Below are 13103 nucleotides of genomic sequence, written 5' to 3' on the forward strand. Positions count from 1 at the left end.
TCAGGCGCCCGGGGCCTCGGGCGCGGTCGCGGCCGCACGCCCGCCGCCCCGCTCGCGGCCCAGGAGCGAGCCGCCGACCACGAGCACGATGCCGACGATCGCCCCGACCGTCAGGGCCTCGTCCAGGAACGCCAGCCCGTAGCCGAGCGCGAAGACCGGCGCCAGGTACGTGACGAACATCGTGCGCGAGGGGCCGATCTCGGTCACGAGCGTGAAGAAGATGAGGTAGGCGATGCCCGTGCCGACCGCGCCGAGGAAGGCGACCGCCAGGACGGTGCCCGTCGAGGGGGTCGGCAGCCCGCCCGAGGCCGCGGCCGGCACGGCGGCGATCAGCGTGGCCCACCACAGGGACGCGCCGGACACCGCGAGCGGCGGGACGCCCATGAGCGTGCGCCGCGAGAGCGTCGAGCCGATCCCGTAGCCCAGCGCCGCGAGCACGAGCGCCAGGCCGCCCACGACGAGCTCGCCGTGGCCCGCCAGGTCGGCCGCGAACAGCAGGACGACGCCGACGAAGCCGACCGCCACGCCCACCAAACCTCGCGGCCCGAGCGCCGTGTCGGGCGCGTAGCGCAGCCCGAGCAGGGCGGTGAACAGCGGCGCGGTCGCCACGAGCACCCCGGCCAGCCCCGACGGCACGTGCCGCTCGGCCCACGGGATCAGCAGGAACGGGATGCCGATCTGCGCCGCGCCGACGAGGAACGTCCAGCGCGGCCGGGCCGCGAGCGCCCGCAGGCCGACGGCGCGCGCGGCGAGCAGCGTGATGACGACGGCGCCCAGCGCGATGCGCAGGAAGGCGACCCACGCCCACGGCATCCCGTCGTCGAGCGCGACCTTGATCAGCGCGTACGAGCCGCCCCAGATCGCCGCGAGCGCGAGGAGCAGGACGGTCTGGCGACGGGTCACCGGGGCAGGATGGCAGGGGTCGCGGGCGGCGCGCCCGGACGTGCGGCGGACGGTCCGGCGTACCCACGAGCCCCTAGGCGACGGCCACCGCGCCGCCGCGCCGGGGGTCCCCCGCCCCCGACAGCGCGCCGGTCGCCGGGTCCCGGCACACGAGCTGCACCCCGCCGAAGAACAGGTTGGGCGCGCGGAACGGGACGATCGGCCGGTCGCCCCGCTCGAGCGCGCCCATGCCCTCCAGGCCCGGCTCGGCGTAGACCGTGCCGTCCTCCAGGTGCACCCGCGGCGACTCGACCGCGGCGACCGGGCCACGACGGTGGTCCACGAGGCCGACCACCGTCTGCAGCAGGGCGGAGCGGATGCGGTTGGACCCGGCCGACCCGAGGAGCGCGACGAGCTCGCCGTCCGCGTCCAGGACCGCCGTCGGGGCCATCATCGACGGCATCCGCGTCCCGGGCGCCAGCGCCGGCAGGGCGGCGCCGCCGGGCCGCAGCCGCGGGTTCAGGTCCTCCTCGCCCATGACGTTGTTCAGGTGGATGCCGGTGCCGGGGACGACGACGCCGGAGCCCTCGCCGTTCGTGCTCGTCAGCGCGCACGCGAGCCCGTCGGCGTCGACGACGGACAGGTGGGTCGTCGAACCCAGCCGCAGCGCGAGCAGCTCCTCGCCGAACCCGGTCCGCTGCAGCCCGGCCTCGAACTCCGGGGTGCGCTCGCCCTCGACCGCGTCCATCGCGGCGACCAGCGCCGCGGCGTCCGGCCGCGGCGGGTGGGGCCGCCGATCGAGACGCCCGAGGGCGAGCGCCAGCAGGATCCCGCCGGCGGACGGCGGAGGGGTGGTGACGACGGTGCGCCCGCGGTACGCGACGCGCACCGGGTCGCGCTCGATCGCGCGGTACGTCGCCAGGTCCGCGGGCGTCAGCGCGCCGCCCCGCGCCGCGACCCGGGCGGCGCAGGCCGCGGCCAGGTCGCCGTCCCGCAGCACGCCCGGGCCCTCGCGGCCCAGCCGTTCGATCGTCTCGGCCAGCTCGGGGTCGCGGAACACGTCCCCCTCCCCCAGCAGGCGGTCCCCGGGCAGCCACCGCGACCGCGACTCGGGCGTCAGCGCCAGGATCGGCGCGAGGATCGCCGCGACGTAGCCCTGGACCGCGTTGAGGGCCACGCCCTCGCGCGCGAGCGCCGCGGCGGGCATGGCGAGGTCGGCGAGGGGCAGGCGGCCCCAGCGCGCGTGCAGCCGGGCGAGGCCGTCGAACAGGCCGAACGCCGCGACGGACGCCGAGCCGGCGTGGAAGGTCTGCGTCGCGTCGCCGAAGTCGACCTCGACCGGGACGAGCGCGTCGAGCGGGTCCGCGTCGCCGCGCGCGCCGGCGCCCGGCACGGCGCAGAACGCGTCGATCGCGACGGGCGCGCCGCCGGGCGGGACGGCGAGCAGGTGGCCGCCGGCCGCTGGCCCCGTCAGGAGCGGCTCGCAGACCCAGGAGGCGAGCGCGGCGGCGACCGCGGCGTCGGCGGCGGTGCCGCCGGCGCGGAGGGCGTCCGCGCCCGCCTGTGCGGTGCGCGGATGACCGGCGGCGACGACCCCGCGGGACCCAGGCATGGCGGGCATCGTCGCCGATCGGCGGGCGGGGCGGGGAGCCGGCGCCGTGCCGGCCCGTCCGCGCCGCCCGCGGGCGGGCCTAGCGGGCCCGCGGCGTGTACTCGGGGACCGTCCAGCCCGGCGCGCCGGTGGCGCTGCGGCCGGCGGCGTGCGTCACCGGCTCCTGCGGGCGCGGCTGGCGCCGCACGACGCGCGGCTCGGCGTCGGCGGGGACGGCGGGGCGGGCGGCGACGCGCTCGACCGGCCGCTCGCGGCGCACCTGGCGCGGCTCGGCGGGCGCGGCGGCCTCGAGGTGCGGCTGGTGGTCGTAGCCGGTCGCGACGACGGTGACCCACACCTCGTCGCCGAGCTTCTCGTCGACCTGGGCGCCGAAGATGATGTTCGCGTCCGGGTGCGCCGCGGCGCCGATCGCCTCGGCCGCCTCGTTGATCTCCCACAGGGACAGGTCGCCGCCGCCGACGATCGAGAGCAGGATCGCCTTCGCGCCGTCCATCGACGTCTCCAGCAGCGGGGACGAGACCGCGCGCTCGGCGGCCTGGATCGCGCGGGACTCGCCCGTGCCGTGGCCGATGCCCAGCAGGGCCGCGCCGCGGTCCTGCATGATCGTGCGGACGTCCGCGAAGTCCAGGTTGATCAGGCCCGGCACCGTGACGAGCTCGGAGATGCCCTGCACGCCCTGGCGCAGGACGTCGTCGGCGACGCGGAACGCGTCGACCATCGACGTGTTGCGCTCGAGGACGGACAGGAGGCGGTTGTTCGGCACGACGATGAGCGTGTCGACCTCCTCCGCCAGCTCGCGGATGCCGACGTCGGCGGACTGCGCGCGGCGCTTGCCCTCGAACGCGAACGGCTTCGTGACGATGCCGACGGTCAGCGCGCCCATCTCGCGGGCGATGCGGGCCACGACCGGGGCGGCGCCCGTGCCGGTGCCGCCGCCCTCGCCGGCGGCGATGAAGACCATGTCGGAGCCGCGCAGCGCCGCCTTGATCTCGTCGTACTCCTCCATCGCCGCGTTGCGGCCGACGCCCGGGTTGGCCCCGGCGCCGAGGCCGCGGGTCGTGCCCTGGCCGATGTGGATCGTCACGTCCGCGGCGGAGTCCTGCAGGGACTGCGCGTCCGTGTTGATCGCGAGGAACTCGACGCCGGTGATGCCCGCCTCGATCATGCGGTTGACCGCGTTCGTGCCGCCGCCGCCCACGCCGATGACGCGGATGACCGGGCCGTAGCCGGCCGGGGACGGCGTGCGCCGCTCGCCCCACGCCTCGACGGTCGCCTGCGTCTCCTTCACCGGGTCGGGCATGCGCGGCGCGATCTCCTCACGGGCGGGCTCGACGTCGGCCAGGCCGAGGATCTGCTCGGGGTCGGCGTCGAGGCCGACGCGCGCCGGGTAGCGGGTGTCGTGCGCCTGCTGCGACGGCGCCGGCGCGTCGGCCGGGGCGTCGGTGCGGCGGAACAGGTCGGCCAGCGGGCCCTCTCGGAGGCTGGAGCGGTTGTTGTGCGGGGTCATGGACGGAGCACCTCCTGGGCAAGGTCTCGGTAGGCCTTGGCGGCCATGCTGTCTGGGTCGTAGCGGAGCACCGACATCCCCTTCACGGGGGCCTCGGCGAAGCGGATGGTCTTGCGGACGCGGGTGACGAACATCTCGTCGCCGAAGTGCTCCTCGAGCAGCTCCAGCGCCTCGCGGGCGTGCGTCGTCCGGGTGTCGAGGAGCGTCGGCAGGATCCCCTGGATGCGGACGCGCGGGTTGAGCTGCTCGCGCACCATCTCGACGGTGCCGCGCAGCTGCGCGAGCCCGCGGAGCGACAGGTACTCGGCCTGCACGGGCACGATCACGCTGTCCGCCGCGGCGAGCGCGTTGATCGTCAGCAGCCCGAGGCTGGGCGGCGTGTCGATGCAGACGTAGTCGTAGTCGTCGGCGACGGCCCGCAGCGCGCGCTCGAGGGCGCGCTCGCGGCCGATCATGGCGGCCATCGCGACCTCGGCCGACGCCAGGTCGATGGAGGCCGCGGCGACGTCGATCTCGGCGTGGTGCGTGACGTCGGCCAGCGGCCGGCCCTGCACGAGCACGTGGTACATCGACGGGTCGACGTGGTCGGGGTCGAGCCCCTGCGACATCGTCAGGTTGCCCTGCGGGTCCAGGTCGATCGCCAGGACGCGGTGGCCCTGCTCGGCGAGCGCCACGGCCAGGTTGAGCGTCGTCGTGGTCTTGGCCACGCCGCCCTTCTGGTTGGCCATGACGATGACGGTGGGTGGGGTGGGCATCTGCGGGACGGATCCGGAGTCGGCCACGGGGTTCCCGCGGCCTGGACGGGGTGTTCGCCCCGTCCTGCCGCGTTCCTTCCCGCCGGCGGCGCGGATTTCGGGCGGCGCGGCGGCGCGCCGGCGCGGCGGTCGCGCGGTGGCCCCGGGGGCGCACGGGGCCGCTCGCGTAGGATCGCCCCGGATGCCCGTCGCCGACCTGCTCTCCCAGCGCCTGCTCGTCGTCACCGGCAAGGGCGGCGTGGGCAAGTCGACGGTCGCGGCCGCCCTGGCGGTGCTCGGCGCCCGCGCCGGCAAGCGCACGGTGCTGGCCGAGGTCGGCCGTCGCGGCGACGTCCCGGCGCTGCTGCGCGGCGCGGCCGGCGACGCGTTCGCGGCCCCGCCGCCCGAGGACGACCGCTTCCACGAGGAGCCGCTCCCGCTCGACCTGGGCCCCGGGGCCGCCGAGCTGCGCCACGTCTCCGTCTCGCCCGAGGCGGCGCTGCGCGAGTACCTGCGCGACCAGCTGCCCGTCGGGGCGGTCGCCGACCTGCTGCTCTCCGGCCGCGTCTTCACCGCGTTCACCGCCGCCACGCCGGGGATGCGCGAGCTGCTGGCGATGGGCAAGGTGTGGGAGCTCTCCCAGCCCACGCGGCGCACCCCCGGCGCCGAGCCGTACGACCTGTGCGTGATGGACGCGCCGGCCAGCGGCCACGCGCTGACGATCCTGGGCGCCCCGGCGCAGTTCGCCCGGACCGCGCGCGTGGGGCCGATCGCGCGGCAGGGCGGGCAGATCGGCGGGACGATCGCCGACCCGGCGCAGACCGCCGCCGTCGTCGTCGCCACCGGCGAGGAGCTGCCCGTCGCCGAGGCGCTCGAGCTGGCGCCCGCGCTGGCCGAGCGGGTCGGCGTGCACGTGGCGCTCGGCGTCGCGAACGGCCTGCTCGCCGACCGCTTCTCCGCCGCCGACCGCGAGGCGCTGCGGGCCGGCGCGGCCGGCGACCCCGCCCTGCGCGTCGCCGCGGTCCACGCCGCGCGCGCCGCGGACCAGGCGCGGCAGCTCGCCCGGCTGCGGGCGGGCTTCCCGGCTCCCGTCGTCGCGCTGCCGGCGTCGGCGGAGCGGCGGCTCGGCGCGCAGACCGTGCTGGCGCTCGCCGACGTGCTGGCCGCCGCGCTCGACGCGCCGGCCGCCGGCGGGGAGCGGGCGGCGTGAGCGTCCCGCTGATCGAGCGGCTGGACGGCGCGCGCGTCGTGGTCTGCGCCGGCCCGGGCGGCGTCGGCAAGACGACGACGGCGGCCGCGCTGGGCCTGGCGCTCGCGGGCCGCGGCCTGCGGGTGGCGGTCGTGACCATCGACCCGGCGCGCCGCCTGGCCGACGCGCTCGGCCTGGGGGCGCTCGGCAACGAGCCCGAGCGCGTCAGCGCCGACGCCCTCGCGGCGCTCGGCGTCGCCCCGCCGGGTGAGCTGTGGGCGTCGATGCTGGATCCGCAGCGCACGTTCGACGGCCTGATCGCGGCGGTCAGCCCGGACGACGCGGCCCGGGACCGCGTGCTGGCCAACCCGCTCTACCGGCAGATCTCGAGCGCGGCGGGCGGCTCGCACGAGTTCACGGCCGTCGCGCGGCTGCACGACCTCGTCGCCGACCCGCGCTTCGACGTCGTGGTCCTCGACACCCCGCCGTCGCGGAACGCGCTCGACTTCCTCGACGCCCCCGACCGCATCGCGGGCTTCCTCGAGGGACGGGCGATGCAGGCGCTGCTCGGGCAGGGCAAGGGCGGCTTCGCGGCCCGGCTGGCCCGCCGCGGCACCGGCCTGGCGCTGACCGCGCTCCAGCGCCTGACGGGCGTGGACCTGCTGCGCGACCTGTCGACGTTCTTCGAGGCGCTCGGCCCCCTCACGGACGGGCTGTCGGCGCGCGCCGTCGCGGTCCGCGCGCTGCTGCGCGACCCCGCCACGCGCTTCGTCGTCGTCGCGAGCCCCGAGCCGGTGCCGGCCGCGGAGGCGGTGTTCTTCCGTCGGCACCTGGACGGGGCCGCCATGCCCTTCACCGGGCTCGTCGTCAACCGCGCCGAGGTCGTTGCGGCGGGCGAGCACGACCGCGACGGCGCCGCGGTCGCCGACGCGCTCGCGGCAGACCTGGGCGAGGACCTGGCCGCCCGCGTGGGCCGTACCTGGGACGAGCACCGCGCCCGCGCGGCGCACGACCGCACCGTCGTCGCCGCGCTCGCGCGCGCCACCGGGGACGACCGGCCCGTCGTCGTCCCGCTGCTGCCCGGCGAGGTCTTCGACCTGCCGGCGCTCGCCGCGGTGCGCGACGGCCTGGTGGCCGACGCGCCCGCGGGCTGAGCTCAGCCGGCCTCGGGCACCGGCCAGGGGCCGGTCGAATCGTCGTCGTCGCGCGGGTCCCGCAGCTGCGGCTCGTCCCACGTGACGTCCAGCCACAGGTCGGGCCGCGGCCGCGGCGTCAGGCGGCGGGCGACGATCTCGCCCGCCGGGTCGACGGGCCGGATCCGCGGGGGCAGGTCGTAGACCGGCACGTCCGGCTCGAGCACGTCGTCGTCCGCGGCGAAGGCGAAGCGGGCGGCCGGGTCGCGCCGGGGCACCTCGTCGCCTTCGGGCTCCGCGGCGTCCGCGCCGGCGACGGGAGAGGCCGGCGCGTCGCCCTCCGCCCGGCGCGGCGTGGCGTTGGCGTCGCCGGCGTCGGGGTCGCCTGCGTCGGCGGCATCCGCGACGCCGGCGGCGTCGGGCGCCGACGGACCGGCGTCGACGGGGGCGTCGACCGCCGGCACGGCCTCCGACGGTGCGGACGCGCCGGCCGCCGGCCGGTCGGCGTCGCGCGACGCCGAGAGCGCGGTGCCCGCGGCCTCCTCCTCCAGCTGCGCGGCCTCCTGCAGCGCCCATCGCAGGCGCGCGTCCCACGCCTCGTCGGTGACCGGCGAGGCCGCGGCCGGGGCGGGCGTGGCGTCGTCGGCCGTCCCCGGGCGTCCCGCGCCCGGGGCGGCGCGGCCCGCCCCGCGCGGCGCGGCCACGGGGCCGGTGCCTGCGTCGACGTCGAGCGCGGAGGTCTCGGGGGCCGGCGCACCGGGGGCTGACGCGTCCGCGGTCGGCGCGGCGCCCGCGTCGGTCCCGGCGAGCGCGGTCGCGCCGGCGGGGTCGCCGGACGGCGCCTCCGCCGCGGGGTCGTCGGTCCAGTCCCACTCGGGCTCCCCGTCGGCGTCCGCCACCGCCGCGACGTCGTCGTCCCAGTCCTCGTCCGTCCAGCCGTCGTCCAGGTCGACGCGCGGCCGCGCCGCCGGCCGGCCGTCGCCGTGCCCGCGCGGCCGCGGGTGCACGGTCCACGCCGGCAGCCGCAGGCCGGCGAGGGCGCCCCGGCGGCGCGGGGTCGCCGCGGCCGGCTCCTCGACCGCGGCGTCGAGCAGCAGCCCCTCCGCCAGCTCGACGAGATCCCCGCGCAGGTGGCCGCAGACGCAGTCGCGCAGGACGGCCCGCAGGCACTCCGCCAGCTCGTCGACGCCGTCGGGCAGGTCGCGGTCGACGCGCCGCGAGCCGGCGACCACCTCCTGCTCCTGCAGCGCCAGTCGCGCCAGGCGCCCGGCCAGCGCGGCGCGCTCGTCGTCGGCCGCGACGAGGGCCGCCAGGCGGCCGGCCAGGCGGCCGCTGCGCGGGCCCTCCGGCTCGAGCAGCCCGCGGGCGGCCAGGAGCAGGTCGCTCAGCGCCTCCTCGGGGCGGTCGCGGTCGAGCGCCAGGGTCCAGCGCCGCAGCGCCCACGCGACCTCGCCCTGCTGCGGCAGCCGCCGGGCGACGAGGTCCACGAAGGTCCGCAGGTCGGGCACGTCCTCGGCGTCGACCACGGCCAGGCCGCGGGCGCTGAACGTGCCCCCGAGCGCCATCGCCCGCCAGGACGACCCGGCGGTGCGGACCCACAGCAGCGGGCCCGCGGCCGGCGCGGCGCCCGGCACGTGCAGCCGCAGCGCGGTCACCAGGCGCCGCGCGGCCTCGCGCGCCCGCCGCGGCGTCTCGGGCGCGTCGGGGCGCGCAGACCAGCGCAGGGTCGCCACGGCGTCGGCGGGCGTGCCGTCCGGCCCGGCGAGCGCCGCGTCGGGGGCCTCGCCGCGGAGGGTCTCGGGTCGCTGCAGCGCGACGCCGCGCGTGATCGCGACCGTCGCCATCGCCGGCTCGATCCCCGCGAGCGGGATCGCCACGACGGTCTCGGTGGCGTTCACCGTCAGGACGGCGTCGAGCTCGGCGAACGCGCGGTCGAAGTGCTCGTCGACGAACGCGAAGTCGGGGGCGTCCTCGAAGAGCCGCTCCAGGAACTGCCGCACGGCGAGCGCCGCGCGGGCGTGCGGGTCGGCCGGCGGGCGGGCCACGCCGCGGGCCTGCAGGTACGCCTCGACCCCCCACGCCGCCACCATCGTGTGCTCCGCCTCGGCGACGGCCGGCAGCGCGTCCAGGTCGGCGGCGTGCCGCTCGACGTACAGGCCGACGAGCGGCCGGTACGAGTACAGGGTGGGCCCGGCGCCGGAGCGGCGGCCGCGGCCGGCGTGCTCGACGAGCTCGAAGGGCACCTCGTCGCCCTCGGCGACGCAGGCCGCCAGCTCGCGGGCGGCGTGGAGACCGGCCGAGCGCAGGGCGGCGTGGAGCTGCGGGTGGCGCATGCCCCGCGCCTTCTCCCCCGCCCCGGGCGCTCCTCGCGCCTGCACGCCGTCGTGCATCCGGCGTCGCCGAGCCGGCCGGCGTCGCCCCTCCGGCGCGCGTGGCCTCGCCCCGCGGCGCGGGGGCTACGATGGAGGGGTGAGCACGACCGATCGCAGCTCGTCGTGGCGGCGCCGGGCGGAGGAGCGCCTGTCCGACGCCGGCTACCGGCGCGGCGGCGCCCGCACCGTGCTGCTCGACCTGCTCGACGAGCAGCGGTGCGCCCGCACCGTCCTCGAGATGGAGGACGACCTGCGCGCCAGCGACCGGGCCGTCGGGCGCGCCAGCATCTACCGGGTGCTCGACGAGCTCGAGCAGCTGCACCTCGTCCAGCGCATCGAGGTCGGCCAGGGGATCGCCCGCTACGAGCGGATCGCGCCGGACCACCATCACCACCACCTCGTCTGTCAGCGCTGCGGCGCCGTCGTGCCGTTCACCGACGAGGGCCTCGAGCAGGCCATCCACCGCCTGAGCGACGGCGCCGGCTTCGAGGTGACGGGGCACGACGTCGTGCTGCACGGCGCGTGCGCCGCCTGCCGCGAGGCCGCGGCCACCGGCGCGTAGGCGGCCCCGCGCCGCGCCCGGACCCGAGCGCGCAGGATCCGGGGCGCCCGCGGCGAACGCCGCCCGGATGCCCGCCGCCTCGCCCGTCCGGTCGCTCCTCCGCAGCCCCGCCGGGCGCGTGCTCGTCGGCGCCGTCGCCGGCGTCGGCCTGCTGACGGTCGTCGGCCTGCTGCTCCTGTGGCCGACGGGCGAGCACCCGAAGCCGCAGGGCGGCGCCACGCGGACGGTCGGCGCCACCGTCACCCGGGTGGCGCTCGCCCCGTGCGGGGGCCCGTCGGACCAGCGCTGCGTCACCGCCCGCACCCGCGTCGACGACGGGTCCGACCGCGGCCGCACGGTCCAGGTCGTCCTGGGCCCGCGCGAGGTCAGCCCGGACCTGGACGAGGGCGACGCCGTCCGGCTCGTCGACCAGACCCCGCCGGGACAGCGCGGCGGCGAGCCCGTCTACGCGTTCTCGGGCGTCGATCGCACGCTGCCCGTCGGCGTGCTCGCCGCCGTCTTCGCGCTGCTCGGCGCCGTCGTGGCCCGCGGCCGCGGCCTGCTGGCGCTCGTCGGCACGGCGGCGAGCCTGTCGCTCGTCGTCCTGTGGCTCGTCCCCGCCATCCTCGACGGCCGGCCGCCGCTGCTCGTCGCGGTCGTCGGCGCGCTCGCGGTGATGTTCGTGACGACGGGGCTGACGTACGGGGTGACGACCCAGAGCCTGGCCGCCGTCACCGGGATCGGCGTCTCGCTGCTCGTCGCCGCGCTGCTCGGCACCCTGTGGACGTCGCTCGCCGGGCTCGACGGGACGGACGGCGACCTGGGCGCGTTCGCCCTGCAGAGCGGCGGCAGCCTGCCGCTCCAGGGGATCGTGCTCGCGGGGATGGTGATCGGCGCGCTCGGCGTGCTGACGGACACCGTCGTCTCGCAGGTCTCCACGGTCGCGGCGCTGCACCGGACCAGCCCGACGCTGCCGGTGGCGCGCCTGTACCGCGAGGCGTTCGCGGTCGGTCGCGACCACCTGGCCGCCACGATCCACACGCTCGTGCTCGCCTACGCGGGCGCGACGCTGCCGCTGCTACTCGTGGCGTCGGCGAACGGCGTCGGGCTGCGCGACGCGGTCAACGACGCGTCGCTCGCCGAGCCGATCGTCTCCACGCTGGTGGGCAGCATCGCGCTCGTGCTGTCGGTGCCGCTGTCGACGCTCCTGGCGGCCGTGCTCGTCGGCCGCGTGCCCGAGGCGGCGCTCGGCGAGGGCGGCCACGGCCACGCCCACTGACCCCGGCGCCCGGGCGCCGGGGTCAGCTGGCGCGGACGTAGCGGCGCGGCGTGGTGAACGTGCGCCCGGAGCGCGCGCTGACCGAGACGTTGTGCAGGCCGCTCCGGCGCACCGGCAGGGTGCCGGAGTAGCGGCCGCCGCGGACCTTGACGGTCTTCGACGAGACGACGACGTACCGCCCGCCCTGCTTGCGGCGCAGCGTGATCTTCACCTCGGAGACGCCGCGCGCGCGGCCGCGGGCCCGGACGGTGCCGCCGCGGCGCGCGCGGCGGGCGGGCTGCGACAGGGTCAGTCCGGGGTCGAGCGCCGGGGTGACCGCGTTGGAGGTCGTGCCCGCCGCGGTCGCGCGGATCTGCGTGGCGGAGCGGAACGGGATGCCGATGGACCACGTGCCGTCCGCGCCCGTCGTGCCCGTGGCCATCGGCACCCAGGCGCCCTTCGGGCTCTTCTTCTGCAGCGTCACCCGCGCGCCGCCGACCGGTGCGCCCCCGACGGTCAGGACGCCGGACGCCGTCAGCGTCGTGCCGTACCCGACGGCCGACTCGGGCGCGGTGATCGACAGGACCGGCCCGGCGGCGGCCGGCGCCGGGCTGACGTCGCCCACGCGGGCGCGCAGGGCCGGCAGCTGCCCGTACAGCGTCGTGCCGGGGCAGTCCGTCGAGCAGCCGTCCTGGTGGCCGCTGATGCGGCTCATCTGCACGGTGCGGCCGGCGGGCCAGCGGTTCCCCGAGCCGCCGGACGACACGAGCGCCACGGCGCCGGCGGTCGGCACGCCGTGCAGCGGCAGCTTCCAGCCGATGAGCGACGCGACGGCGTCGAGGGCGGCGTCCGGCGCGGCCTCGCCCTCGAAGGTGCCGATGATCGCGATGCCGGTGGAGACGCTGTTCCAGCCGACGGCCTGGGCGCCGATCACGGGGCGGTCGACGCCGCCCTCGCGGCCCTCGAAGATCTGCCCGTAGCGGTCGACGAGGAAGTTGTAGCCGATGTCGTTCCAGCCGTTCGAGCCGATGTGGTACTCGGCGATGGCCCGCACGATGCCGGCGCTGTCGCCGGGCCCGTAGTCGTTGCCGTTCACCGTGTGGTGGACGAACGCGACCTGCACCGCGCCGTAGGACGGCGAGCCCTTCGTCCGCACCCCGGTCGCCCACGCCGTGCGCGGGATGATCGTCGGCGCCGCCCGGCTGGCCGCCTGGGCGCCGGACGCCCGGACCGCGGCGCGCGGGAGCGCCAGCCCGCCGGCGGCGGCGGCGCGCGCGGCGGCGCGGCCGGCCCGGGCCTTCTCCCCCGGCGGCACGGCCACCAGGTCCAGGCGCACGTCGCGGGCGGGGCGCCGGCGCACGCGCAGGGCCACCTCGTCGGCGTCGCCGAACCACAGCGGGTCGCTCATCGCGGCCCGGCGGCCGTCGGGGGCGTGCCCGTCGTGCCCGTCGACCGCGCGCCACGCGCTCCAGCGGCCGCCGCGCCGTCGGGCGCGCACCTGCAGCCCGATCCCGGCGACCGTCGTGGCCGGGGCGCCGAGCAGGTCGAAGCGGTGTGGCGCCGTCAGGACGACGGTCCGCCCCGGCGCGAGGGCGGAGCGGCGGACGACCAGTCGCCCGGGCCCGCGGGCGGCGACCGCCTCGGAGGCGAGCGCGCCGCCGCCCAGCCACGCCGCGGCGCCGAGGACGGCACCGCCGCGCACGACCCGGCGGCGGGTCAGCGCGGGGACGGCGGGAAGGACGCGCCGGGCGCCGGCGGAGCCGGGCACGTCGGGACGGTCGGGGTGCTGCTGCTCGCTCGCCATCGTCCTCCCCAACCCGGGGAGAGCCTCAGGGTTTCGGTGTTCGCCCGATCCGGCAAGCCGTGCAACGGCCG

The 13103-nt window shown here is 78.4% G+C and carries 10 protein-coding genes; 4 read left to right on the plus strand and 6 right to left on the minus strand.

Features of this window, described 5'->3' with window-relative positions; translation table 11 throughout:
- The 4 genes from J3P29_RS13925 to J3P29_RS13940 all read right to left on the minus strand — a co-directional run bounded on the left by J3P29_RS13925 (position 1) and on the right by J3P29_RS13940 (position 4756).
- The gene (locus tag J3P29_RS13925; RefSeq protein WP_210494107.1) at positions 1-903 is read right to left on the minus strand and encodes a DMT family transporter; all 903 of its coding nucleotides are present in this window, start codon (positions 901-903) and stop codon (positions 1-3) included.
- 73 nt (positions 904-976) lie between these two features.
- Positions 977-2494, minus strand: coding sequence for a gamma-glutamyltransferase (locus J3P29_RS13930; RefSeq protein WP_210494109.1), 1518 nt, complete (start codon positions 2492-2494; stop codon positions 977-979).
- 79 nt (positions 2495-2573) lie between these two features.
- A complete protein-coding gene (gene ftsZ, locus J3P29_RS13935) occupies positions 2574-4001 on the minus strand; it encodes a cell division protein FtsZ (protein WP_210494110.1) in 1428 nt (475 codons plus the stop codon).
- Positions 3998-4756 (minus strand): AAA family ATPase, encoded by a 759-nt coding sequence (locus J3P29_RS13940; RefSeq protein WP_210494111.1) that lies wholly within the window; start codon positions 4754-4756, stop codon positions 3998-4000. The genes ftsZ and J3P29_RS13940 overlap by 4 nt, the downstream gene beginning before the upstream one ends.
- Before the next feature lie 181 nt (positions 4757-4937).
- Here J3P29_RS13940 and J3P29_RS13945 point away from each other — a divergent pair, with 181 nt between their 5' ends.
- Positions 4938-5945 (plus strand): ArsA-related P-loop ATPase, encoded by a 1008-nt coding sequence (locus J3P29_RS13945; protein ID WP_210494113.1) that lies wholly within the window; start codon positions 4938-4940, stop codon positions 5943-5945.
- Positions 5942-7078, plus strand: a complete 1137-nt coding sequence (locus J3P29_RS13950; protein ID WP_210494114.1) for an ArsA-related P-loop ATPase — start codon at positions 5942-5944, stop codon at positions 7076-7078. The genes J3P29_RS13945 and J3P29_RS13950 overlap by 4 nt, the downstream gene beginning before the upstream one ends.
- A 2-nt stretch (positions 7079-7080) precedes the next feature.
- On the opposite strand, the gene J3P29_RS13955 is transcribed toward J3P29_RS13950, so the two are convergent.
- Positions 7081-9390, minus strand: a complete 2310-nt coding sequence (locus J3P29_RS13955) for a hypothetical protein (protein WP_210494116.1) — start codon at positions 9388-9390, stop codon at positions 7081-7083.
- Positions 9391-9526: 136 nt separating this feature from the next.
- On the opposite strand from J3P29_RS13955, the gene J3P29_RS13960 reads away from it, so the two are divergent.
- Entirely contained in the window at positions 9527-9991 is a 465-nt protein-coding gene (locus J3P29_RS13960) for a transcriptional repressor (RefSeq protein WP_210494117.1), read from the plus strand.
- Positions 9992-10058: 67 nt separating this feature from the next.
- Positions 10059-11249: a YibE/F family protein gene (locus J3P29_RS13965; protein ID WP_210494119.1), complete on the plus strand. Its 1191-nt coding sequence runs from the start codon at positions 10059-10061 to the stop codon at positions 11247-11249.
- Positions 11250-11271: 22 nt separating this feature from the next.
- Here J3P29_RS13965 and J3P29_RS13970 read toward each other — a convergent pair whose 3' ends face one another.
- On the minus strand, positions 11272-13032 hold the full coding sequence (locus tag J3P29_RS13970; RefSeq protein WP_210494121.1) for an N-acetylmuramoyl-L-alanine amidase: 1761 nt from the start codon (positions 13030-13032) through the stop codon (positions 11272-11274).
- Positions 13033-13103: the final 71 nt, after the last annotated feature.

This window comes from Patulibacter sp. SYSU D01012, assembly GCF_017916475.1.
In the GTDB taxonomy this organism is placed as follows: domain Bacteria; phylum Actinomycetota; class Thermoleophilia; order Solirubrobacterales; family Solirubrobacteraceae; genus Patulibacter.